18 protein-coding genes and 1 riboswitch are annotated in these 22561 nt (G+C 72.1%); of the genes, 6 read left to right on the plus strand and 12 right to left on the minus strand.

Features of this window, described 5'->3' with window-relative positions:
- Positions 1-71 precede the first annotated feature (71 nt).
- The gene (locus ACGF4C_RS09590) at positions 72-1154 is read left to right on the plus strand and encodes a PP2C family protein-serine/threonine phosphatase (protein WP_393565014.1); all 1083 of its coding nucleotides are present in this window, start codon (positions 72-74) and stop codon (positions 1152-1154) included.
- 50 nt (positions 1155-1204) lie between these two features.
- Here the strand turns inward: ACGF4C_RS09590 and ACGF4C_RS09595 are convergent, their stop codons facing one another.
- The 3 genes from ACGF4C_RS09595 to ACGF4C_RS09605 all read right to left on the minus strand — a co-directional run bounded on the left by ACGF4C_RS09595 (position 1205) and on the right by ACGF4C_RS09605 (position 4451).
- On the minus strand, positions 1205-2419 hold the full coding sequence (locus ACGF4C_RS09595; protein WP_393564751.1) for a beta-ketoacyl-[acyl-carrier-protein] synthase family protein: 1215 nt from the start codon (positions 2417-2419) through the stop codon (positions 1205-1207).
- A 182-nt stretch (positions 2420-2601) separates the two neighbouring features.
- The gene (locus ACGF4C_RS09600; RefSeq protein WP_393564752.1) at positions 2602-3474 is read right to left on the minus strand and encodes a serine hydrolase; all 873 of its coding nucleotides are present in this window, start codon (positions 3472-3474) and stop codon (positions 2602-2604) included.
- Complete coding sequence (locus tag ACGF4C_RS09605; protein WP_393564754.1) at positions 3471-4451, minus strand: LysR family transcriptional regulator; 981 nt, start codon at positions 4449-4451, stop codon at positions 3471-3473. The genes ACGF4C_RS09600 and ACGF4C_RS09605 overlap by 4 nt, the downstream gene beginning before the upstream one ends.
- Positions 4452-4537: 86 nt before the next feature.
- On the opposite strand from ACGF4C_RS09605, the gene ACGF4C_RS09610 reads away from it, so the two are divergent.
- The gene (locus ACGF4C_RS09610; RefSeq protein WP_393564756.1) at positions 4538-5521 is read left to right on the plus strand and encodes an alpha/beta hydrolase family esterase; all 984 of its coding nucleotides are present in this window, start codon (positions 4538-4540) and stop codon (positions 5519-5521) included.
- A 70-nt stretch (positions 5522-5591) separates the two neighbouring features.
- Positions 5592-7238 (plus strand): penicillin-binding transpeptidase domain-containing protein, encoded by a 1647-nt coding sequence (locus ACGF4C_RS09615; RefSeq protein WP_393564758.1) that lies wholly within the window; start codon positions 5592-5594, stop codon positions 7236-7238.
- 18 nt (positions 7239-7256) lie between these two features.
- Here ACGF4C_RS09615 and ACGF4C_RS09620 read toward each other — a convergent pair whose 3' ends face one another.
- From ACGF4C_RS09620 to ACGF4C_RS09630, 3 genes are read right to left on the minus strand one after another with little or no spacing between them, the layout of a single operon-like run.
- Complete coding sequence (locus ACGF4C_RS09620) at positions 7257-8138, minus strand: STM4015 family protein (protein WP_393564760.1); 882 nt, start codon at positions 8136-8138, stop codon at positions 7257-7259.
- Positions 8139-8192: 54 nt separating this feature from the next.
- On the minus strand, positions 8193-8840 hold the full coding sequence (locus tag ACGF4C_RS09625; protein ID WP_393564762.1) for a LuxR C-terminal-related transcriptional regulator: 648 nt from the start codon (positions 8838-8840) through the stop codon (positions 8193-8195).
- Entirely contained in the window at positions 8825-10078 is a 1254-nt protein-coding gene (locus ACGF4C_RS09630) for a sensor histidine kinase (RefSeq protein ID WP_393564764.1), read from the minus strand. The genes ACGF4C_RS09625 and ACGF4C_RS09630 overlap by 16 nt, the downstream gene beginning before the upstream one ends.
- 154 nt (positions 10079-10232) lie before the next feature.
- Here ACGF4C_RS09630 and ACGF4C_RS09635 point away from each other — a divergent pair, with 154 nt between their 5' ends.
- The gene (locus tag ACGF4C_RS09635) at positions 10233-10730 is read left to right on the plus strand and encodes a hypothetical protein (RefSeq protein WP_393564766.1); all 498 of its coding nucleotides are present in this window, start codon (positions 10233-10235) and stop codon (positions 10728-10730) included.
- 45 nt (positions 10731-10775) lie between these two features.
- Positions 10776-11177: a VOC family protein gene (locus tag ACGF4C_RS09640; protein ID WP_393564768.1), complete on the plus strand. Its 402-nt coding sequence runs from the start codon at positions 10776-10778 to the stop codon at positions 11175-11177.
- A 67-nt stretch (positions 11178-11244) separates the two neighbouring features.
- On the opposite strand, the gene metE is transcribed toward ACGF4C_RS09640, so the two are convergent.
- From metE to ACGF4C_RS09660, 4 genes are all read right to left on the minus strand, one after another.
- Positions 11245-13593: a 5-methyltetrahydropteroyltriglutamate--homocysteine S-methyltransferase gene (metE, locus tag ACGF4C_RS09645; RefSeq protein ID WP_393564770.1), complete on the minus strand. Its 2349-nt coding sequence runs from the start codon at positions 13591-13593 to the stop codon at positions 11245-11247.
- 185 nt (positions 13594-13778) lie between these two features.
- Positions 13779-13954, minus strand: a riboswitch (cobalamin riboswitch).
- A 50-nt stretch (positions 13955-14004) separates the two neighbouring features.
- Positions 14005-16572 carry a SpoIIE family protein phosphatase gene (locus ACGF4C_RS09650; RefSeq protein WP_393564772.1) on the minus strand — a complete coding sequence of 856 codons (2568 nt, stop codon included), beginning with the start codon at positions 16570-16572 and terminating at the stop codon, positions 14005-14007.
- Between the two features lie 115 nt (positions 16573-16687).
- Positions 16688-17272 carry a signal peptidase II gene (lspA, locus tag ACGF4C_RS09655; RefSeq protein ID WP_393564774.1) on the minus strand — a complete coding sequence of 195 codons (585 nt, stop codon included), beginning with the start codon at positions 17270-17272 and terminating at the stop codon, positions 16688-16690.
- A gap of 178 nt (positions 17273-17450) precedes the next feature.
- On the minus strand, positions 17451-18899 hold the full coding sequence (locus ACGF4C_RS09660) for a glyceraldehyde-3-phosphate dehydrogenase (RefSeq protein WP_393564775.1): 1449 nt from the start codon (positions 18897-18899) through the stop codon (positions 17451-17453).
- A gap of 465 nt (positions 18900-19364) precedes the next feature.
- On the opposite strand from ACGF4C_RS09660, the gene ACGF4C_RS09665 reads away from it, so the two are divergent.
- Positions 19365-19796 (plus strand): VOC family protein, encoded by a 432-nt coding sequence (locus ACGF4C_RS09665; protein ID WP_393564777.1) that lies wholly within the window; start codon positions 19365-19367, stop codon positions 19794-19796.
- Between the two features lie 52 nt (positions 19797-19848).
- On the opposite strand, the gene ACGF4C_RS09670 is transcribed toward ACGF4C_RS09665, so the two are convergent.
- Together ACGF4C_RS09670 and ACGF4C_RS09675 are read right to left on the minus strand one after the other, a co-directional pair.
- Positions 19849-20703 carry a dienelactone hydrolase family protein gene (locus ACGF4C_RS09670; protein ID WP_393564779.1) on the minus strand — a complete coding sequence of 285 codons (855 nt, stop codon included), beginning with the start codon at positions 20701-20703 and terminating at the stop codon, positions 19849-19851.
- Positions 20704-20915: 212 nt separating this feature from the next.
- A complete protein-coding gene (locus ACGF4C_RS09675; protein ID WP_393564781.1) occupies positions 20916-22478 on the minus strand; it encodes a PAS domain S-box protein in 1563 nt (520 codons plus the stop codon).
- Between the last annotated feature and the right edge of the window lie 83 nt (positions 22479-22561).

Below are 22561 nucleotides of genomic sequence, written 5' to 3' on the forward strand. Positions count from 1 at the left end.
GGCCCGTACCCTCCGGTTCGCGAGCGCGGCCCGGCAGCAGGAGAGACGCGGTGAACGTCCTGCAACCCACGCTGACGAAGGTGCCGTGGATGCTCGCGGCGCTGGTCCTGGTGGTCGGCGTGCTGCTGGATCTCTTGGCGCCCGAGCCGTACACGGGGCTTCCGCTGCTGGCCGCCGCCCCGCTCATCGCGGGCGCCACGCTGTCCTTCCGCGCCGCGTGCGCCGTCGTGTGCGTCACCTGCGTGGTCTCGGTGGCGGTGGACGTCGAACGGGAACGCCCGGCGACGCCGTTGCTGGTCGATCTGGCGGTGGTCGGGCTGATCGGGGTACTGGCCCTGGTGGTCAACCGGCTCATCGTGCGGCAGGGGCTCGATCTGGCGCGGGCCAGGGACGTCGCGGAGGCGGCCCAGCGGGCGGTGCTGCCGGACCCTCCGCGGGAGGTCGGCCCGGTGGCCGTGGCCGCGGGGTACACGGCGGCGCAGGCCGAGGCGCGGATCGGCGGCGATCTCTTCGCGGTGCAGGAGACGCCGTTCGGGGTGCGGATGATCATCGGGGATGTGCGGGGCAAGGGGCTCGCGGCCGTCGCCGCGGTGTCGGTCGCCATCGGGGCGTTCCGCCAGGAGGCCGAGTACTGCCCCACCCTGGCCGCGCTGTCGCAGCGGATGGACGAGGCGCTGGCCAGGGAGGCGGCCCGGAGCGGCCCGGTCATCTCGACGGAGGGCTTCACCACGGCCGTGCTGGCCGAGGTCTCCGCCGACGGTGAGGCGCTGAGCCTGGTGAACCGCGGGCATCCACCGCCGTACCTGGTGCACGGCGGCCGGATCGTGCGGCTCGACCCGGCCGCCCCGCAACTGCCCCTCGGGGTGGGGCTGGGGGAGCTCGCGCCGGCCGGTTCCGTACCGGTCGATGTGGTGCGGCTGCCCCCGGGGGCCTCGCTGCTGCTGGTGACCGACGGCGTCACCGAGGCGCGGGACGGCCGCGGGACGTTCTACGACCCGGTCTCCTCGGAGCGTCTGCACCGGCGGTTCGACGGCCCCGAGGAGCTGGTGGAGGTCCTGACGGAGGACGTCGGGCGCTGGACCGAGGGCGAGCGTACGGACGATATGGCCATCCTGGTGGTCACCCGGCGCGGCCGCCCTTCTGGCACCCGGTGATCCCGGACGGGACGGCAGGGGAGGAATCCGCCGGGCTGTCGACCGGTGGCTCAGTCGGTGAACACGAGACTGACGTTGTGACCGCCGAAGCCGAAGGAGTTGGCGAGCGCGGCGTGCCACCGGCCGGTGCGGTTCTCGCCGCGCACCACGTCCAACTCCACGCGGGGATCAAGGCGTTCGAGGTTGCGTACGGCGGGTGCGACGCCGTCCCGGAGGGTGAGCAGCGCCGACAGGGCACCCACCGCGCCGGAGGCGCCGAGCATATGACCGGTCATCGACTTGGTCGCGGTGACCGGGGCGTGGTCCCCGACGGCGAGCCCGATGGCCCGTGCCTCGGCCAGATCGCCGGACTCGGTGGAGGTGGCGTGCGCATGCACATGGCCGATGTCCCGGGGGCTCACCCCGGCGTCCCGTAGCGCGGCGCCGATGGCGTGGACCTGGCCCTCCGTGTTGGAGGCGGTGATGTGGTCCGCGCTCGAACCGATGCCGGCCCCGGCCAGCGTGCCGTAGGTGCGGGCCCGCCGGGCGCGGGCGAACTCGGCGCGCTCCAGCACCATCAGGCATCCGCCCTCGCCCATGACGAAGCCGCTGCGGGCCTCGTCGAAGGGCCGGGAGACGGAGTCGGGGTGCTCGCGCTGCGGCGAGAGGGCCTTCATCTGGGCGAAGGCGGCGAGGGGGAAGGGGTGCAGGCATGCCTCCACCCCGCCGGCGACCACCACGTCCGCCCGGTCGGCACGTATCAGGTCCAGCGCCATGGCCAGTGCTTCGGCGCCCGAGGCGCAGGCGCTGACCGGGGTGCGGGCGCCGCCCTTGGCGCCGAGGTCCATGCTCACCCAGGCGGCAGGGCCGTTGGGCATGAGCATCGGGACGGCGAACGGCGAGAGCCGGCGGGGGCCGGACTTCTCGAAGAGGTCGTCCTGGCCGAGGGTGGTCAGCATGCCGCCGGTCCCGGTGCCGATGACGACGGCGAGCCGTACCGGGTCGACGTCCGGGGCGCCGGCGTCCTGCCAGGCTTCCCGGGAGCTGACCAGGGCGATCTGCTCCACGCGGTCCAGCTTCCGGGCCTCCGCCCGGGGCAGCGCGGCCGCCGGGTCGTCGGAAAGCCCGGCGGCGATGTGGACCGGGAGGTCCACGGCCCACTCCTCGTTCAGGGCCCGCACGCCGGACATTCCCGCCAGCAGGCTCGACCAGGTCGACGGCGCGTCACCGCCCAAGGGCGTCATCGCACCGACACCGGTCACCAGCACCTGATCCGTCGCGGCCATCCCTGTTCCTCCAAAGGCATAGGAAACTGACAAGGTCTGCAAGGACCTGCCCCGATCATGCCAGCGATTCACCAGCGAAAAGATCGGCAAGTGGGCCGATTCGACGACGCCGGAGCTATGGAAACCCCACAAGATAGGTCCAGACAAATGCCGGACCGGAAAGGCGGCGGAAGGGAGGCCGGTTACGGCGCCCGCAAGGCGTCGACGGCGATGCGTGCGACCGTGCCGATGACGGCGTCGGCCGCGGGCAGGGTGGCGGCGGTGTTGGCGGTACGGGTGAAGACGGCGACGGCGTAGCGGCCGCCGTCGGGGTACTCGACGACGCCGACCTCATTGCGCACGGTCGGCAGACTGCCGGTCTTGCCCGCCACATGCACGTCGTCGAAGGGGAAGCCGGAGGCCATCCGGTGCGGCCAGACCTGCAGGCCGAGGATGCGGCGGATGGCGGCCCCGTGCTCGGGGGTACAGGCCTCGTCGCGCCAGACGGCGCCGAGCAGGCGGGTCATGTCGCGCGGGGTGCTGTGGTTGGTGCGCGCCGGGTCGAGGGCCCGGAGCCGGGTGATGACGTGCGGGTCGGTCAGCGCCCGGGCGCCGCCCGGGCCGGCGTCCGCCCGTATGGTGGCGAAGAGTTCGCCGAAGGTGTGGACGGCGTGGGTGCCGGTGAGGCCGAGGCGTTGCGTGGTGCGGTTGACGGCGTCGAGGCCGACGCGGCCCAGCAGGAGGTCGGCGGCGGCGTTGTCGCTCACCGCCATCATCAGGTACGCGACATCGCGCACGGACATCCGGACGGGGTCGAGCATCGCGGCCAGTCCGGTGGGGCCCGGTGTGCGGCCGGCCGACGGGCACTCGATGTGTTCGCCGAGGTCCAGGGCGCCGGTAGCGGCCAGTTGGTGCAGGGTGACGAGCAGACAGAGTTTGTGGACGCTGGCGGTGCAGACCAACTGGTCGGCCCCCGCGTCGAGTTGGGCGCCGGAGTCGATGTCGAGGGCGTGCAGCCAGCCGGTGACGCCGGCTTCGGCGAACGCCGCATGAATGCGGGCGGGGGTGTCGGTCACAGCCAGTACTCCGATGCCGGGCGAAGGTGCAGCGGTTGCGAGGGCACCTCGGCCCGCGCGCCGGCAGTCGTACGCAGCGCCTGCGTGGCCGCGTCCGCGAACGCGCCGACGGCGGCGTCGCCACGGCCCTTCGGCCAGGCCACGGAGTGCCGCCAGGCCAGCGGGGCACCGGCGAGCGGACGCCACACGACCCCCGCCCCGGTGTCCGCGCCCGGGTCGCGGACGTCCGCGGGCTGGGTGTCGTACGGGCCGAAGGCCACCGCCCCGGCGGACAGGACCAGCCCGCGGACGAAACTCGCGCCCTGACCGTGCCGGACGGCGGCGGGGGTGAAGCCGTTGCGGGCGCAGGTGGTCAGCAGGTCGTCGTACAGCGCCGGGGCGCTGCCGCGGGGGAAGAGGATCAGGTCGTAGCCGGTGAGCGAGGCGAGCGGCACCTCGTCGAGCGCGGCCGCGGCGGCGCTGTGCGGCAGCAGCACCCCCAACTCGCGGCGCAGGACCGGGCCCAGCTCCAGACCGGTGACGTCGCAGGGGTGGTGGATGACGCCGACGTCCAGGTCCTGCGAGGCGAACCGGGCGAGCTGCTGAGCCGTGGACAGTTCGTGCAGTTCCAGTTCCAGGCCGGCCTGGCGCCGGGGGAAGTCCGCCAGGACCGCGGCGACGGTCTCGCCGGCGAGGTCGGGCAGCAGGGCGGCGCGCAGCAGGCCGGTCTCGCCGTCCCGGATGCGGCGGGCGGTGGCCATGAACGCCTCGGAGCGGGCGAGGAGTTCCCGTGCCTCCGCCAGCAGCAGCGTGCCGGCTTCGGTGATCGTCACCTGCCGGCTGGTGCGCTCGAAGAGCCGGACCCCCAGCTCCCGCTCCAGCCGCTGGATGCGCTGCGACAGCGGCGGCTGGGCGATGCCGAGCCGGGCCGCGGCACGGCCGAAGTGTGACTGTTCTGCAACAGCCACGAAGCACTCCAGATGCCGAACCAGGTCCATGGCCAGCGATCATATCGGCAATTGATCGATCCAAGATCGATATCGGTCTTGGACAGAATGTGGTGGGCATTGCTCTCCTCAAAGGCATGGATGCCTTCCCCACGCCGCGCCGCGGCCGCCCCGCCCGCGCCTGGTACCTCGCCCTCGCCCTGCTGCTCGGACCGGCCCTCGCCGGATGCGGTACGACCGAGCGGCCGCAGTCACCGGCCAAGTCCGCCGGCTCCCCGGCCCCCAAGGCCGACACCAGCCACCAGCAGCTGCGGGTGGACGGCCGCACACGGGAGTACCAACTGCACCGTCCCACCGTGCCCGACGGCCGGTCCCGGCCCCTGGTCATCGCCTTCCACGGCCGCGGCTCCACCGCCTCGTACCTGCGCGAGCAGACCCGCCTGGACGAGGACGCCAGGGCCCGCGGCATGCTGATCGCCTATCCGGAGGGCCTCGGCAAACTGTGGGGGGCCGGCACCCGGGCGACCGCGCGGCGGCCGGATCCGGACCTCGACGTGCGGTTCACCAAGGCGCTCATCGCCGAACTGGTGCGCACGGAGCGGGCCGACCCCAAGCGGGTCTACGTCGTCGGGTTCTCCAACGGCGGCTCGATGGCCCTCCGCATGGCGGCCCAGAGCCCCGGGCTGCTGGCGGGAGCGGCCGCGGTGTCCGGCGAACTCCCCACGGGGAAGGCCGCGGTCAGGCCCACCGGACCGGTGCCGCTCATGATGATTTACGGCGCCGACGATCCCGTGCGCCCGCTCGCCGGGATGCCCCACCCCTCCCCGGCCCCCGCCGGCGAGGAACCGGTCACCCCGACCATGTCGGCACACGACAGCGCCGCGGCGTTCGCGGCCGCGGGCCGGGCCACCGCACCGGCCCCGTCGACCACCAAGGCCGAAGCGGGTTACGACCGCACCGTGTGGCGCCTGGCGGCCCCCGGAGCGACCGTCCAACTCCTGGTCATGCACGACGCGGGCCACAGCTGGCCGGGCTCGCGCATCAAACCGCCGGCGGGCTTCGGACGCACCAGCACCGCGCTGAACGCGACCCGCACGATCCTCGATTTCTTCCACCTCTGAAGCCCGGCCTCCGCCACGCCCGGCCCCGACAGCCCGACCGGCCAACCCCTGCCCAGACAAGGACTTTCCGATGCCCCGATCCGGCGACACCGCCCCCGCCACCACCCGCCGTCGCAGACCGCGCCCCGTGGTCCGCACCGTGACCTCGGTGGCGGTGGTGAGCGCGGTCGTCGTGGGCGGGTCCTACGCGGCCGGGCTCGGCCCCTTCGCCCGGGGCGCCACCGACCCCGAGCCCGCGGCCCTGGCCCAGGCGCGGGCGTTCCTCGCCGACTGGGCCGCCGGGCGCCTGCCGAACGCGGCCGGCCGCACCACCAGACCCGCCACGGCGCAGGAAGTGCTGCGCAATTTCACCGCCGGCCTCGACATCCGCCGTCCCACGTTCACCGCCGCGGCGGCGCCCACGGCGGCCGGGGACGACACCGTCGACGTGCCCTTCACCGCCACGATGCCCATAGCCGGTCTGGGCACCTGGACGTACCGGTCGAAGCTTCCGCTCCGTCAACAGCCCGACGGCAGCTGGAAGGTGGACTGGGCGCTGTCGATCGTCCATCCGCGGCTGAGCGGCACCAAGAAGTTCCACCTCGAACGCGAGGAGACCGGCGCCACCCCGGACGTCACCGACCGCAAGGGCGCGTCCCTGTCGGCCGCGAAGTTCCCCTCGCTCGGCACCGTCCTGCACCAGCTCGACACCGGTACGGACGGCGGCGGCGCGCGCGGGGCGATCCAGCTCGTCGACCGGGCCACCGGGAAGGTCGAACGCACCGAGGCCACCTTCGCGAAGAAGCCCGACCGGCCGGCCCGCCGGCCGGTCCGGACGACGCTCGACGCCACCTGGCAGGCCGCCGCGGAGAAGGCCCTCGCCTCCGGCGCCCACGGCCGCAACGCCTCGCTCGTCGCCCTCCGGATCGACAACGGCGAGATCCTCGCGATGGCCAACTCTCCGTCGTCCGGCTTCAACCGCGCCGTCTCCGGCACCTATGCGCCCGGCTCCACGTGGAAGATCGTCACCAGCAGCGCCCTGCTGCTCAAGGGCGCCGTCGCACCCTCCGACGTCGTCGACTGCCCCAAGTACCTCACGGTGGGCAAGGAGTTCCACAACGTGGAGACCTCCGAACACCGCAACGCGACCTTCCTGAAGGACTTCACCGAGTCCTGCAACACCGCCTTCATCAGCCTGCGGGGCAAGCTCGGCGACCGGGAACTGGGCGACGTCGCCGGCAAGTACTTCGGCGTCGGCCAGAAGTGGCATGTGGGCATCGCCTCGTACGACGGGTCGGTGCCGGCGCCGCGCGACGAGACCGAGCAGGCCGCCTCGATGATCGGGCAGGGCAGGATCCAGGCCAACCCGCTGATCATGGCGTCGGTCACCGCCACCGCCGTCTCCGGCACCTTCCACCAGCCCTCGATCACCCACGGGAACCAGGACACGACGACCACCACACCGCTGCCCCGCAAGGTCGTCACCCAACTCCGCACGATGCTGCGCACCACCGTCACGGACGGCACGGCGCGGGTCCTGGCCGGTCTGCCCGGCGACATCGGCGCGAAGACCGGCACCGCCGAGGTCTCCGACGACGAACCCAACAACGGCTGGCTCGCGGCGCACCGCGGCAACGTCGCCCTTGCCTGTGTCGTCGAACAGGGCGTGACCGGCGGCGGCTCGGCCGGTCCCGTCATCCGCGACCTGCTGAGCGCCGTGCCCACCGATCCCTCATGACGGCAGCGGCTGCCCGGCTCAGAAGTCCCGTCCGTCCGCGACCAGGTTGTAGGCCTCGCCGAAGGGACCGTGGAGTTCGCCACGGGCCCCGCTGAGGTCGACGTCCGTGGTCGGGTGGGCGGCCCGCAGCCGCTCCATCATGGCGCCGGAGAGAAAATGGTGATGCAGGTCGAGCCGCTCCAGGTGGGTCAGCGGCCGGCCGGTGAGGAGACTCTCCGCGCCCCGGTCGGTGAGCATGCCCAACGCCAGGCTCAGCGACCGCAGACGGGGTACGACGGGGGCCTTCGCGACCTCCTCGGCGATCTCGTCCTGGATGTCGCTGTTCTCCAGGCCGAGGGACCGCAGCGCGGGCAGCCGCTCACCGCTCAGGATCGGCGCCAGGTCGAATGCGTCGGCCACCTCGCCCTCGCCGTCATCGACCCCGAGCCAGAGGTCCAGCCGTTCCAGCCCGGGCAGGTCGCTGGCCGCCACCGCCCGCAGCACGCCGGACGGCAAACAGCAGGACTCGAAGCGCAAGGTCTTCAGCGCGGTATGCCGGAACGGGCTCAGCTCCCACCCCTGCTTTCCCCGCACGTCCAGCCTTTCCAGCAGCGGGAAGCGTTCGAGGACGGGTGTGAGGTCGGTTTGGTGGATGCAGGAGAAGTCCTGCTCGTCCCCGAGGAACAGCGCCCGCAGCCGCGGGAACCGCTCCGCGGCATCGAGCAGATGCGTGGCGGCGGCCGGGCCGTCGAAGCCCGTGAAGCCCAGGACCAGTGTGGTCACCCGGGTGGTGTCGACGCTCTGCACGAAGCGCTCGAAGACCTCAGGGAATCCGGGCGGTCCGGAGACCGCCGCGCTGAGATGCCAGGCCCGTCCGTGTGGGTCGGTACCGGCAGCACCGTCCGGATCGAACTCCGTCACCAATTGGCCGTGGAATTCCCCAGTGCGCTGATTTCCGTGCATCAATGCTCCCGTTCACGCCTTGTTCAGATACGCCAGGACCGCGAGGACACGGCGGTTGTTGTTGTCGTCATCGGTGATGCCGAGTTTGCCGAACATGGAGGTGGTGTATTTGCTGATGGCGCTGTCGCTGAGGAAGAGCCGCTGGCCGATGGCCTGGTTGGACAGTCCTTCCGCCATCAGGCCGAGCACGGAATGTTCGCGTTCGGTGAGCCGTTCCAGGCGGCGGTTCGAGGAGCCGCTGGACAGCAGTTTGGCGATGACGGCCGGGTCCATCGCCGTCCCGCCCCCGGCCACGCGTGCCAGCGCATCGATGAATTGATCGGCGTCGAACACGCTCTCCTTGAGGAAATAGCCGATGCCGCCGGCGCCGTCGGCCAACAGCTCGCGGGCATAGAGCTGTTCCACGTGCTGGGAGAGGATCAGGACCGGCAGCCCGGGCAGTTCGCGGCGGGCGGCAAGAGCGGCCCGCAGGCCCTCGTCCGACTGCGTCGGCGGCATGCGGACATCGACGACGGCCACATCCGGCCGCCATGTCAGCAGCGCATCGAGCGTCTCGGGTCCGGTGGCCGCGGTCGCCACCACCTGGTGTCCGAACGCCTCGACGAGGCGGACCATTCCGTCACGCAGGAGGTAGAGGTCTTCGGCTACAACGATTCGCATGGCACCACCATTCTCGCGCAGGTCGGGCCGCCTGCCGGACTGCTGATCTCCAGGGTGCCGTCGAAGACCGCGAGACGGCGGCGCAGCCCCGCGAGTCCGCCACCGGCACGCTCGCCGGCTCCGCCGCGGCCGTCGTCCGCCACCTCGACGACGAGGCCGGTGCCGTCCAGGGCGAGGGAGATCCGGGCCCGGGTCGCACGGGCGTGCTTGACCGCGTTGGTCAGCAGTTCGGCGATACCGAAGTAGACGGCGGACTCGATCGGCGGGTCCAGGCGGAGCTGGAGGTCGGCGTGGACGTCCGCTTCCAGTGAGCTGTCCAGGGCGAGGGCGCGCACGGCGTCGATCAGCCCCCGTTCGTTGAGCACCGGCGGGTTGATGCCCCGGACCAGTTCGCGCAGTTCGGTCAGTGACGTGGCGGCGCCGGCCCGTGCCTCCCGCATCAGCGCCTTGGCCCGGTCGGGGTCCGTTTCCATCAGCTTCTCCGCGGTCGCCAGGGAGAGCCCGAGCGAGACCAGGCGGGCCTGCGCGCCGTCGTGCAGGTCCCGCTCGATCCGGCGGATCTCCGCCGCCTGGGCGACGGTGGTGTCCGCGCGCTGGGCCGTCAGCTCGTCCACCCGGTCCGCCAGCGCCATCGCCGGCGACGGGCGCAGGAAGCGGACGGCCACCGGCTCGACGGTCCGCCAGGCGTACGGGGCGCTCGCGACGGCCAGGACCAGGCCGAGCACCCCGGCCAGGCGCAAGGGGAGCTCCGAGCGGCCGAGGCCGAGGACCGCCGCCGCGACTCCGGCCGGCGGGACGGCCGCGGTCACGCCGATGGTAAGCGGTGCGACCGCCAGGAACCGCAGGTCGCGCCAGGTCGCGGGATCGCTCCACCAGAGCCGCCACCGCTGCTCCTGGCGGGCGTCCCGGCTGCTGCGCCGGTAGGAGAACCCGTTCCACCAGTATCCGGTGGACATCCGCACCACCGGCTCGGCCTGCCGGTACCCGGCGGGGATGACGGTGCCCGTCCACTGCGCGACGAGGTGGCGGACCGCCCGGCAGAGCGGCCGGGACACGGCGAACGTGCCGATGCCCGCCCACACGAACACCGCTGTCCACGCCCACGGGTTCCCCGCCCACCAGACCCCCAGCGCGACGGCGGCCCACACGGCCGGCACCAGCAAGCTGACAGCCGCCACCCCACACGCCCGGACGAACCCCACCCCGGCACCCGCCAGCCACAACCCCAGTTTTCGCATGACCATCCCTTGTCGCTTCTCCCCGCCAGTGCTTGCACTCTGCGCTGCGCACAGCCTGATCCCCGCCGGACCGGCCCGGTAGTGGGTCTGGCCCCACTCACCCGTAGGTCCAGGCGCATACCGCGCCCCTCGTGCGCTCCGTAGCGTCGACACCATGACGACGACACGAAGCACCAACGACACCAGCACACACACCGCCGGCACGCACGGCCGGGGCACCACCGGCCGGCCCTCGGCCGTGGCGGGCCACCTCCACCCTCCGCGCACCCGGCGGGACTTCGGCACGCTGAAGAAGCTCGTCGCGGCCTACGGTGCGCTCAGCTCCGCCGTGCTGATCACGGTCGCCGTCCTCGCGATGACGGGACATCCGGTGACCTCGTTCCTGTGGGGCCGCTCGGGCGGAGTGCTCGCGAGCGCCGCGGTGATCTACTGGATGACCGTCCTCGCCGCACGGGGAACCCGGTGGGCCTATCTCCGCGTGCGCATCCTCTCGGTGCTCATGCCGATCGTGATCGTCGGCGTCGACCTGATCCCCGGCATCTGTCCGCCGTGGTTCGCCCTGATCCAGGCCGCCGCCGCCCTCCCCCTCGCCGCAGCCGCTTTCGTCAGCAACGGGCCCCGCCTGCGGGCTGCCTTCCCCAAGAGCTCCTAGGCAGGGATCTTCTGACAACGCCGTGGTGCCTGCCAAGATCCAGGCATGGCAGGCACTCATCCGAAGATCAAGGACCTCATAATCGACTGTGTGGACCCGGAACGACTGGCCTCGTTCTGGGCGGAGCTCCTCGGGAGACCGATCGCGGCCAGAACGGGCCCCTATGTCTGGCTCGCCCGTGGCGAGGGCCCGGGCGTGGGCTTCCAGAAGGTCGCCGAGCCCACCTGCGGCAAGAACCGCCTCCACTTCGACCTGGCGTCGGCGGACCCGGCCGCCGAGCAGGCGCGGATCGAGGCGCTCGGCGGCCGGCTGCTCGACGCGTATGCGGCGGGCGGCTTCCTGGTCATGGCCGATCCCGAGGGGAACGCATTCTGCGTCATTCCGCCCGGGCCGTTCGAGGTCGACGACGACGGGCGCGCGCACTACCTCGACGGCAGCGGCTCATGAGCCGCCGGGCCCCACGTCCGGCGCCCTCGCGATGCCGCACCGGACGGGGGGTTCGCTCACCGGGTGCTCAGGAGGAGCTGGTGGGAAGCGTGGCGCGGACGTGGCGGGCCGCGGTGACCAGGTTCTCCAGGGAGGCGCGCACTTCGGCCCAGCCGCGGGTCTTCAGGCCGCAGTCCGGATTGACCCACAGCCGCTCCGGCGGGAGGGCCGCAAGCCCCTTGCGCAGCAGGGCCGCCGCCTCGTCGGCATCGGGGACGCGGGGCGAGTGGATGTCGTAGACGCCGGGTCCGGCCTCGCGGGAGTAGCCGGCCGCGGCGAGTTCGCCGGCGATCTGCATGTGGGAGCGGGCCGCCTCCAGGCTGATGACGTCGGCGTCGAGGTCCTCGATGGCGGCGAGGATGTCGCCGAACTCAGCGTAGCACATATGGGTGTGGATCTGGGTGTCCGGGCGTACGCCGCCGGTGGTCAGCCGGAACGCCTCGGTGGCCCAGGCCAGGTACGCCGGGCGGGCGTCGGCGCGCAGCGGAAGGGACTCGCGCAGTGCCGGCTCGTCGACCTGGATGACCGAAGTCCCCGCCGCCTCAAGGTCGTTGACCTCATCGCGCAGGGCGAGGGCGACCTGGCGGGCGGTGTCGGCGAGCGGCTGGTCGTCGCGGACGAAGGACCAGGCGAGCATGGTGACCGGGCCGGTGAGCATGCCCTTGACGGGGCGGCCGGTGAGCGACTGGGCGTAGGTCGTCCAGCGCACGGTCATGGGCTCGGGGCGGGCGAGGTCACCGGCGAGGATCGGCGGGCGGACGTAGCGGGTGCCGTAGGACTGGACCCAGCCGTGCCGGGTGGCGAGGTAGCCGGAGAGCTGTTCGGCGAAGTACTGGACCATGTCGTTGCGTTCGGGCTCGCCGTGCACCAGGACGTCGAGCCCGGTCTTCTCCTGGAAGGAGATCACTTCCTGGATCTCGGCCTTGATGCGTTCCTCGTAGGCGACGGTATCGATGCGGCCGGCCCGCAGGTCCGCCCGGGCGGTGCGCAGTTCGCCGGTCTGCGGGAAGGAGCCGATGGTGGTCGTCGGGAGCAGCGGCAGCGAGAGCTGGGCGCGCTGCGCGGCGGCCCGCCGGTCGTACGGCTGCGAGCGGCGGGTGTCGCGGTCCGTGACGGCCGCGGCCCGGGTACGTACGGCGGGGACGCGGGTGATCGGCGAAGCGGCACGGGAGGCCAGGTCGGCGCGGTTGGCGGCGAGTTCGGCGGCGATGGTTTCGGTGCCGCGGCCGAGACCACGGGCCAGGGTGACGACCTCGGTGGTCTTCTGACGGGCGAAGGCCAGCCAGCGCAGGATCTGCGGGTCGATGTCGTGTTCGGCGGCGGTGTCGAGGGGGACGTGCAGGAGGGAGCAGGACGCGGCGACATCGACCTGGCCGGCGAGTCCGAGGAGGGTGCCGAGGGTGGACAGCGACTTCTCCAGGTCGTTGATCCAGATGTTCCGGCCGTTGACCACGCCGGCGACCAGCCGCTTGCCGGGCAGTCCGCCGACGGCGGCGAGGTCGTCGAGTTGGGCGGCCGAGGCCCCGGTGAAGTCCAGCGCGAGCCCGTCCACCGGGGTCCTGGCCAGTACGGGCAGGGCCTCACCCAGGCGGTCGAAGTACGAGGCGACCAGCAGCTTCGGCCGGCCGGTGAGGGCGCCGAGCTCTCGGTAGACCCGCTCGGCGGCGTTCAGTTCGGCCGGGGTGCGGTCCTGGACGAGGGCGGGCTCGTCGAGCTGTACCCATGCGGCGCCGGCCGCGTGCAGGTCGGCGAGGACCTCGGCGTACACCGGCAGCAGGCGGTCCAGGAGGGTGAGCGGCTCGAAGCCGGCGGCGACGCCGGGCGCGGGCTTGGCGAGCAGCAGGTAGCTGACGGGGCCGATGAGGACGGGGCGCGGGGTGTGGCCGAGTGCGAGGGCTTCGCGCAGCTCACCGACCTGCTTGGCCGAGTCGGTGGTGAACACCGTGCCCGGGCCCAACTCCGGGACGAGATAGTGGTAGTTGGTGTCGAACCACTTGGTCATCTCCAGCGGCGCGGCGTCCTGGGTGCCGCGGGCCATGGCGAAGTAGCCGTCGAGCGGGTCGGCGGCGACGGCGTCCCGGTGGCGTTCGGGGATCGCGCCCACCATGACGGTGGTGTCCAGGACATGGTCGTAGTACGAGAAGTCGCCGGTCGGGACCTCGTCGATGCCGGTGTCGGCCAGCTGCCGCCAGTTGGCGCTGCGGAGCTCGGCGGCGGTCCTCCGGAGCGCGTCGGCGGTCACCCGGCCCTTCCAGTACCCCTCGACGGCCTTCTTCAGCTCCCGTCGCGGGCCCTGCCGGGGGTAGCCGTACACGGTGGCCCGAACGGTCGCGGCCGCGGACTTCCCGGCCCCTGCCCCTGTCGCTGTCACGGTCACAAGAAACTCTCCTTCGCGAGCTTGTCTCCTACGGATCCCGGAGACGGAACGGAGGCGCGAAGGACGAACGAACCGGACGGAGCAGTTGCGGAGTTGTCACTGCAGACCACTGCCCGGTCTGTACGCCGACCCGCCCTCGAAGGTCACCGGAACGTCCGCACGTGATCCCTCACGCGCGGGCAACGGGCAGGTCTTCGGACTCGCGGGCACATCCACCCATCGAACTGCGAAAGGCGGACACCTACTGGCCGTCGCTTCCCAGACCCGTCCGGGTCCAGTGCGTATGACGGCGCTCGTTCCCACTCACCGCTGCGGGGCAGTCCCGGAATCCCACCGGGTTCCCTCTTACGACACGCCTGCCTGGCGGACAGGGCGAACCAGCTGCCCGACCAGCCTAACGCCCCTCCGTGGCTATCGGCCCGTCGCGGCCGGTCGGTATTCGGTGAGCAGGAGGGCGATGTCGTCGGCGCGGTAGGAGGAGCGCTGGGCGTGGTGGAGGAGGCGGTCGGCGAGTTCGTCGAGGGAGTCGGCACGGGCGTGGGCCATCGAGGCGCGGAGGTGGTCGATGCCCACGTCGATGGGGGTACCGCGTTCTTCGACCAGGCCGTCGGTGTAGAGGGCGAGCGCGGAGCCGGGTGGCAGGTCGACGGGGGTTTGCGGATAGTCGCTGGCGTGGTCCACGCCGAGGAGGGGGCCGGTCTCCAGGTCCAGTACGTCGGTGTGCCCATCTGGATGGCGGAGCAGCGGCGGCGGGTGACCCGCGCGGACGGCCCGGACGCGGTGGCCGGCGGGGTCGAGGTGGAGGTAGCAGCAGCTGGCGAGGAGGCCGGTGCCGAGGTCGATGAGGGTGCGATTGGCGCCCGCCAGGACGTCGCCGGGGGCGTGCCCCACCGCGACGAACGCCCGTACTGCGCTGCGGAGTTGGGCCATGGTGGCGGCCGCCGCGATGCTGTGTCCCTCGACGTCCCCGATGACCAGGGACACGCCGTCGGCGGCGGGGATGACGTCGTACCAGTCACCGCCGATGTCCATGCCGCTGGTGCAGGGGAGGTAACGGGCCGTCGTCCGCAGGTCGGGGAGGACCGGGAGCCGGTGCGGCAGCAGGGCCTGTTGGAGGCCGCGGGCGAGGGCGAATTCGGAGTCGTAGAGCCGTGCGCGTTCCAGGGCCTGGGCGATCAGGCCGGCGAGCGCGGTGAGCACGCTGCGGTCCTTGGCCGTGAAGTGGTGGATCTCGTCGAAGCCGAGGACACAGGTGCCGGCGGGGCGGCCGGAGGCGATCAGCGGGAGGTACGCCCAGGAGTTCACTCCGCCGACCGGGATGCCGGGGTAACCCTGGGCGAGGCTCTGCTGCGACTCGATGAAGAGCGGGACGCCGGAGGTCAGGGTTTCGGTGCCGGGCAGCGGCGCGTGCAGCGGCATGCCGTCCAGCCAGTCGAGGAAGCCCTCGTGGTGGCCGGTGTGGAAGATCAGCTGCATCGTGCCGTCACGGACCGCGTAGAGGGCGAGTTGCTGGCCGCCGAACGCCGGGAGGAGCTGCTCGGCGACGACTTCGCAGACCTGGTGGGTGGTGACCGCCTCGGTCAGCGCACTGCCCAGTTGCAGGACGTGGTACATGACGCCCAGCCGGGCCGGTGCGGCGGCCGCGGTGGTGGAGGGGGCCAAAGGGGCCGGCGATGCGGCCGGCTGTGGCGGTGCGGTCGCGGTGGGCGGCCCGGCGGGTTCCGGTGCGGCGTCCGGGCGGCCGGTGGGGACCACCCGGCCGGTCACGCCGCTCGGGTCGGGGTGGAGGGAGAAGGCGAGCCACTGGTCGGGCGGGCGGCAGACGAGGAAGGAGGTCGGCGTCTGCGAGACCATCGCGGACCGGTGCTGATACTCGATCGCGGGGTCGGAGAGCCACGGCAGGGCGTCCCACAGGCACTGCCCGACCACCTCCTCGTCGCTGACGTCCAGCAACTGCTCCAGGCTGCGGTTGGCGTAGCTGACCCGGCCGTCGGGGGTGAGGGAGAACAGTCCGTCCCGCAGGCGCTCGACCGCCGCGGCCGCCGCGCGGCCGGCCCGTGCGTCGACGACCACTCCGACGAGGTGGGCGCGCGCCCGGTCGTCCGGCAGATCGGGGACCCGGCCCCAGAGCACCACGGTGCGGTACCCCTCGCTGCTGCCGTGCCCCTCACCGCCACCTTCCGCGCCACCGCCCGGCCCGGCGCCCGCGCCCTCACGTACCCGCAGGGTCCGGGACACGACCCGCCCCTCGGCAGCCGCCGTACGGGCCGCGGCGCGGAACGCGGCCCGGTCACCGGGATGGAGACGCGAGGCCAGGGTGTCCGCCCGCGCGTCGAAGGCTTCGGGGTCGAGGCCGAAGATCGCGCAGAAATCGCCGTCCGCGGTGAGGGTGCCCGCGGCCAGGTCCCAGTCGAACAGGCCGGCCCGGACGGCCGGGGCGGAAGGGGCCGGGGTCTCGACCGGGGCCGTGCCCGCCTCGCCCTCCAGGGGGTCGCCGGTGCGGTCACGCAAGGCCGCCAGGGACGCGCCGAGGCGGTTGGCGACGGCCCGCAGATGGCGCCGCTGCGTCTTGGTCAGACCGTCGCTGCCGGGCGGCGCGGCCCATACGACCGCGAGCGCACCGAATGCCTCCCCGCCCGCGCCCACCGGTACGGAGCAGGAGCCGAAGGCATACGGCAGGGCCACCGCGAGCTGGGGGTAGCGGCGCATGGTCTCGTCGGCGTCGGTCAGGTGGATGGTGCGCCCGGAGCCGTACGCGACCGCGACCGGTATCGGGCTGCTCACCGGAACGAGGCCCCAGCCGCCCAGCAGGGACGGCGGCACCCCGCAGGTCGCGGCGAGCACCAGGGAGCGGCGGTCGCGGGAGCGCAGGAAGACGCTTCCGGCGTAGGCGCCCGCCCCCTGAACGGCCTTGACGACGGCTGCCGCCAGCAGGTCGTCGCGCTCCGCCGTCTCCTCGCGCACGGTCGACCGGCCCATACCTCCAGTGTGCGCAGAGGCGGGCCCGGCGGCTAAGACGGTGACCCGACGCAAGCACTCCACTACCGAGGGTGCGCGAGGGCCTCGTGCGGCCGAACGGCGCCGGGCGGCCGGATCAGGCCCGGGCGGGTGCGGAGGGGCCCTTGTCAGCCGCCTCTTCGCGGGGTTCGCCCAGTTCCCACCCGCGGAAGGCGAAGAACACGATCAGGACGCCCCCGCAGACGATCGCCCAGTCGGCGAGGTTCATTACGCTGAAACCGCGGACGGAGATGAAGTCGACCACCGCGCCCTGGAGTTGGCCGGGAGTACGGAAGAGACGGTCCGTCAGATTTCCCAGGGCACCGCCCAGCAGGAGCCCCAGGGCGATGGCCCACGGGACGCTGTAGAGACGGCGCGCCAGACGAACGATCGCCAGCGCGACGGCCGCGGCAATCACCGTGAACACGACGGTACTGGCTGCGCCCATGCCGAACGCCGCACCGGCATTGCGTATCACCCGCAGCTGCAGCCAGGTACCCAGCACGTTCACCGGGTCGTGGTGTTCCAGCTTCGCCACCACGGCCAGTTTGCTGAACAGGTCGACCGCGTAGGCCAGGCACGCCACCGCCAGGAGGAGCGGGATGCGCCGCCTGCCCCTGGTTCCCGCTCCGCCGTGCTCGCTCCGGCCATCCGCCGCCGCGCCCCGCCCCGGATTCGTCACTTTCGGTCCCCTCGACGTCTGTATGTCCCGCCCATGATCGCTCATGCGCCCGCGGAGCCGGGGCATACTCCGCGACTCACTTCGCCCCGACCGAACACCTCCGGCCTGCCTTCCGGAAGACCGGAAGACAGGCCGGATCAGAGAGATCGGAGAGGTGCGACCGGGCGGTCCGCCGGGATCAGACCGCCGGCGGCGCGGGGTAGGTCGGGTACTCCACCCCGGAGACGTGCTGGACGACGCGGATGACCTGGCACGAGTAGCCGAACTCGTTGTCGTACCAGAGGTAGAGGATCGCGTTGTCGCCGTCGACCTTGGTGGCGCCGGCGTCCACGATCGAGGCGTGGCGCGAGCCGACGAAGTCCATGGAGACGGCGTCGGGGGCGGTGGTGAAGTCGATCTGGCGCTTCAGCGGCGAGTGCAGGGAGACGTCGCGGAGGTAGTCGAGGACCTCCTCGCGGCTGGTCTCGCGCCCGAGCCGCAGGCTGAGGATCGCGATCGAGACGTCCGGCACCGGCACGCGGATCGAGCTGCCGGTGATCGGCGCCTTGAGGTCGGGCAGCGCCTTGGCGACGGCGGAGGCGGCGCCGGTCTCGGTGATGACCATGTTCAGCGGCGCGGAGCGGCCGCGGCGGTCGGCCTTGTGGTAGTTGTCCAGCAGGTTCTGGTCGTTGGTGAACGAGTGGACGGTCTCCACGTGACCGCGCAGCACGCCGTACTCGTCGTCCATCGCCTTCAGCGGCGGCACGATCGCGTTGGTGGTGCAGGACGCGCAGGACAGGATCTGCTCGTCCGGCTTGATCGTGTCGTGGTTGACGCCGTGCACGATGTTCGGGACGTCGCCCTTGCCCGGGGCGGTCAGCACGACCTTCTCGACGCCGGGGCGCAGGTGCTTCGACAGGCCCTCGCGGTCGCGCCACTTGCCGGTGTTGTCGATGAGGATGGCGTCCTTGATGCCGTGCGCCGTGTAGTCGACCTCGGACGGGTCGTTGGCGTAGATCACCTTGATCGCGTTGCCGTTGGCGATGATCGTGCTGTTCGCCTCGTCGACGGTGATCGTGCCCTGGAACTGGCCGTGGATGGAGTCACGGCGCAGCAGCGAGGCCCGCTTCACGAGGTCCTGCTCGCCGCCCCCACGGACGACGATGGCGCGCAGCCGCAGGCCGTTGCCCGAGCCGGCCTTCTCGATGAGCAGGCGCGCGACGAGACGGCCGATGCGGCCGAAGCCGTAGAGCACGACGTCGCGGCCATCGCCGCGCTCGATCTTGTTGGCACCCGTGGCACCGGCGACGGCCTCGGCGGTGAACTCCTCCACCGAAAGACCGCGGTCATCGGTCCGGTGCGACTCGGCGAGCAGGGCGATGTCGATCTGCGACGGGCCGAGATCGAGCGTGGTGAGAGCCTGCAGGAACGGCAGCGTCTCGGTGACCGAGAGTTCCGCCCCGGCGATCTGCCGGGCGAATCGGTGGGTCTTGAGGATGCTGACCACCGACTTGTTCACCAAGGAGCGGCTGTGAAGCAGGACCGTCACGTCCCGCTCCCGGTGCAGCTTCCCGATGATCGGGATCATCGACTCCGCGATCTCCTCGCGGGTCTTCCAATTGGTGAACGAGTCGTCGTTGACAGTCACAGGCTTATCTTTCGAGCTAGGCGGTGCTCATATGCTAACCCCTCGTCTTTTTGATCATTCAAGCGGTCCCACCCGAACGGCATCCCGCCATCGCCCCTATGACCACCCAGCGAGCGAAATGTCCCGCTTTGCGGCGTAAGTGCGTTGCATTGTGAGGCGATTCACCCGATCCGCTCCGGTCGCGTCCCCGGCCCCAGGGGCATCCGGTACGAGCCACCTCCCCCGGCCCGACGGACCACCACCCCGCGGGGACCGGAAACCATGTTGCTCCAGCCGTTGATGATCACTAAGGTCAGCCGGGTGACTGCCGGGTCGGCCATGGGCCATTCAACAGTGAGGCTCCCGGCCTCGGCGTGAGCCCGAGGCGGGCAAGAGCCCCGCCCCCTTCTCCGTGTCTTCTCGCTCCCGGCGCCCCACGCGGCGCGCCTTCCCAGCACTTCCCAAGACCCGGAGACAGACCAAGCCATGCCGTACGACCCGAACCAGTACCCCGACACGTCCGAGCTGCCGACCACCGTCGCCCAGCTCAACCACACCGCCGTCTACGCCAGTGACCGCCAGCTGTCGGCCGAGTTCCTCGCCGCGATCCTGGGCCTCAAGGTCAGCGCACCGTTCGGCCCCTTCGTGCCCGTCGACCTCGGCAACGGCGTCACCCTCGACTACTTCGAGAAGCGCGACGAACCGATCCAGTCGCAGCACTACGCCTTCCTCGTTCCGGACGCGCAGTTCGACGCCATGATCGCCCGTCTCGACACGCTCGGCGTCACCTACTTCGCCGACCCCCACCACACCGAACCCGGCCGGATAAACCGCCTCTTCGGCGGCCGCGGCGCGTACTTCGTCGACCCCGACGGCCACAACATGGAGATCATGACCCGGCCCTACGTCCGCCCGTAGGTTCGTCGCCACGCCTGTCGGCCCGGATCAACTCCCGGGCCGGCAGGGGCAGTTAACCGGCCGGCGTTTCCGCGGTGGCGTCGCGCCCCTCCAGCAAGCGGTTGCGGAACAGGTCGAGCACGCCGTCCAGCGCTGCGCGGGTCGGCTGGCCCGGTTCGTCGATGAGGTGCTCGGTGAGTACGGAGTGCGGCCGCAGCACGGCGTCGGGGTTCGCGGCGTCGTCGTCGAGTTCGACCGCGAGGAACGCATCGCCGAGTTCGCGGCGGAGGAAGGCGAACCGGTCGCCCGGCACCAAGCGGTCCGTGCGGAAGCGCAGCCCCATGACCTGAAGGCCGTCGCGTTCGCAGCGGGTGCGGACGGCGGCGAGGTCCTCGCCGGAGATGTCGATGCCGGCGGCGCGACTCCTGGTGACGGGCAGGGGCAGCGAGGGCTGGGACAGGACGGGGGCCACGAGGCGCTCGTCGACGGCCATGGCCAGGGCGAAGCCGCCGGTGAGGCACATGCCGACGGCGCCGACGCCGGGGCCGCCGCAGCGCTGGTGCTCATGGGCGGCCAGTGCCCGTAGCCAGGTCACCACGGGGGAGGACTTTCCGGTGGCCAGCGTGGTGAATTCGCGGCTCACACAGACTTTCCCGAGGGAAGAGGCCAGATACGAGGCGGACTTGAGCCGACGGCCGGCCGCGAAGTCGGCAGGGCGGCCGGGCGTGCCGAAGAGCACCGGAAGGACGGCGGTGCAGCCGATGGCGGCCGCCCGTTCCGCGAAGTGCAGCACCTTGGGCGTGATCCCCGGAATTTCCGCCAGCACGATCACCGCGGGCCCGGTACCGCGACGCAGGAGCTCGCGGGTGACTCCGTCGTGGGTGAAGGCGTCGCGGTCAAAGCCGGTCGGGTGCTGATCTGCTGCCATGGAGTGCCCCATCCTGTCCTGGTCAAGTGCCGCGGAATGCCTTGGGAGTTGGATCATGATGCCGGTCCGGGGGCGGGAGCGCAGCGGTGAGCATCACGGCAGTGGTGAGGATCACGGCCGGGGGGGAAGGGGCAGGCCGGGGTGGGGATCATGGCGGGGGAGGTGAGGGGCGTGGCGGCGCGGTGGGAGGCCGTGCTTCCGCGCCCCGGCGCTCACGTGGCGCTCTGTGGATGGCCTGCCGTTGCCGAGCGGGGTGGCCAGGACTGGGGGGCGAGGATGCCGAGGACATAGGCGCGGGCGACCAGGGCGCATCGGGTGGGGGCGTTGAGGAGGTCGCGCAGGCGGCTGAGGTGGTAGTCGACGGTTTGGCGGGAGAGGCGGAGGGAGGTGGCGATCTCGGCGTTGCTGCGGCCCGCGGCCAGGAGGGACAGGATGCGTACCTGACTGGCCGTCAGCGGGGGATGCGGTTCGTGGGCGAGGCTCTGGTGGGTGATCACTGCCCAGACGCTGGCCGCGCGGGACGGGCCCCGGCCCACGGTGGTCAGGTGCAGTTGGGCCCGGCGCTGGCGACCGCGGCCGTCGACGAGGACGGTGGAGGTCTCGATGCGCCGGCTGCGGCGGGCTATCAGGGCGTGCCAGCTCCGCCGGAGTGCGGGTAGGTCCGGGGCGGGCGCGAGCAGGGTGTGGGCCCGGCGGCCCACGAGGTCGGAGAGCCGGGTCTGCAGGAGTTCCGCGGCTGCCGCGCTGGCCTGGAGGATCCTTCCGCCGGCGGAGATCAGGGCGCACGGCAGACCGCTGTGGTCGCGCAGCGCGTACAGGTTCTCCTCGGCCTGCTGGCGCTGATGGAGGGCGCGGGTGTGGTCGCTGATGTCGATGTAGATACCGGCCACACAGGTCTGGGTGCCCTCGCGTACGGGGAAGCGGTGCCCGGCCGCGTGGCCGGTGGTGCCGTCCGCGCGGTGGTAGGTGAGGGTGTGCCGCACCGGTTTGCCGCGGGCCAGCACCTCCTGGTCCAGGGCGAGCACCCGGTCGGCGTCGGCCGGGGCGTCGACCTGGCGTACGTCCTTGCCGATGACGTGCTCGGGGGTGGTTCCGTAGAGGTGCGCGTAGGCGTGGTTGGCCCATACATAAAGGCCGTTGGGGTCACGGATGAAGGCCGCGGCGGGGGCGAGGTCGGCGAAGGCGTCGTAGCGGCGGGTGGTGGCGGGCGGGGAAGCAGGGGCGGGATCCGGGGGCGGGGTCGGCTCCGGGCCGGGGGCTGAAGCCGATGCCGGGGACGGTTCCTGGTCCGGTTGGGCCGATTCCGTGGCCGATTCCGTGGCCGGTTCCGTGGCCGGTTCCGTGGCCGGTTCGGTGGCCGGTTCCGGGGTTACCTCGACCGCGATGCCGCGGAGGCGGTCCTGCCGGGGTGGGTCGAGTGGCCAGTTCACGTCGAAGAGCCGACCGTCGAACCGCGCCCGCCAGTGGTGACCGGTCCGCCAGCCATCCGTGGCCCGTGAGGTGTCTGCGGCCCGTGAGGCTTCTGCGGACCGTGAGGCGTCAGTCGCCTGTGACGGGTCGCCGGCCCGTCCTTGGCCGGTGGCCGGCGCCCGATGGCTCGCCTGCGGGTGGTCGAGGGCCTGCCACTGGTCCGTGACGGTGTCGAGGAAGCGCTGGGCGGTGCGGGTGTCGTCGAAGGCTCCTCCTCCGCTGTCGATCACCCGTAACTCGCGGTCGGCCTCCCACCAGGACACCGGGAGGTGTTGGAGCAGCGACTTCAGACCGGTCTCGTCCACGACGGCCTCTCTGTGACGAAGAGACGGGGAGATGGCGGGGCGTTCGGCCACCTGGCGTCCCGGGCCGGTTCGCCCCTGGCATG

The organism is Streptomyces sp. NPDC048197 (assembly GCF_043202395.1).
Classification (GTDB): Bacteria; Actinomycetota; Actinomycetes; order Streptomycetales; family Streptomycetaceae; genus Streptomyces; species Streptomyces siderophoricus.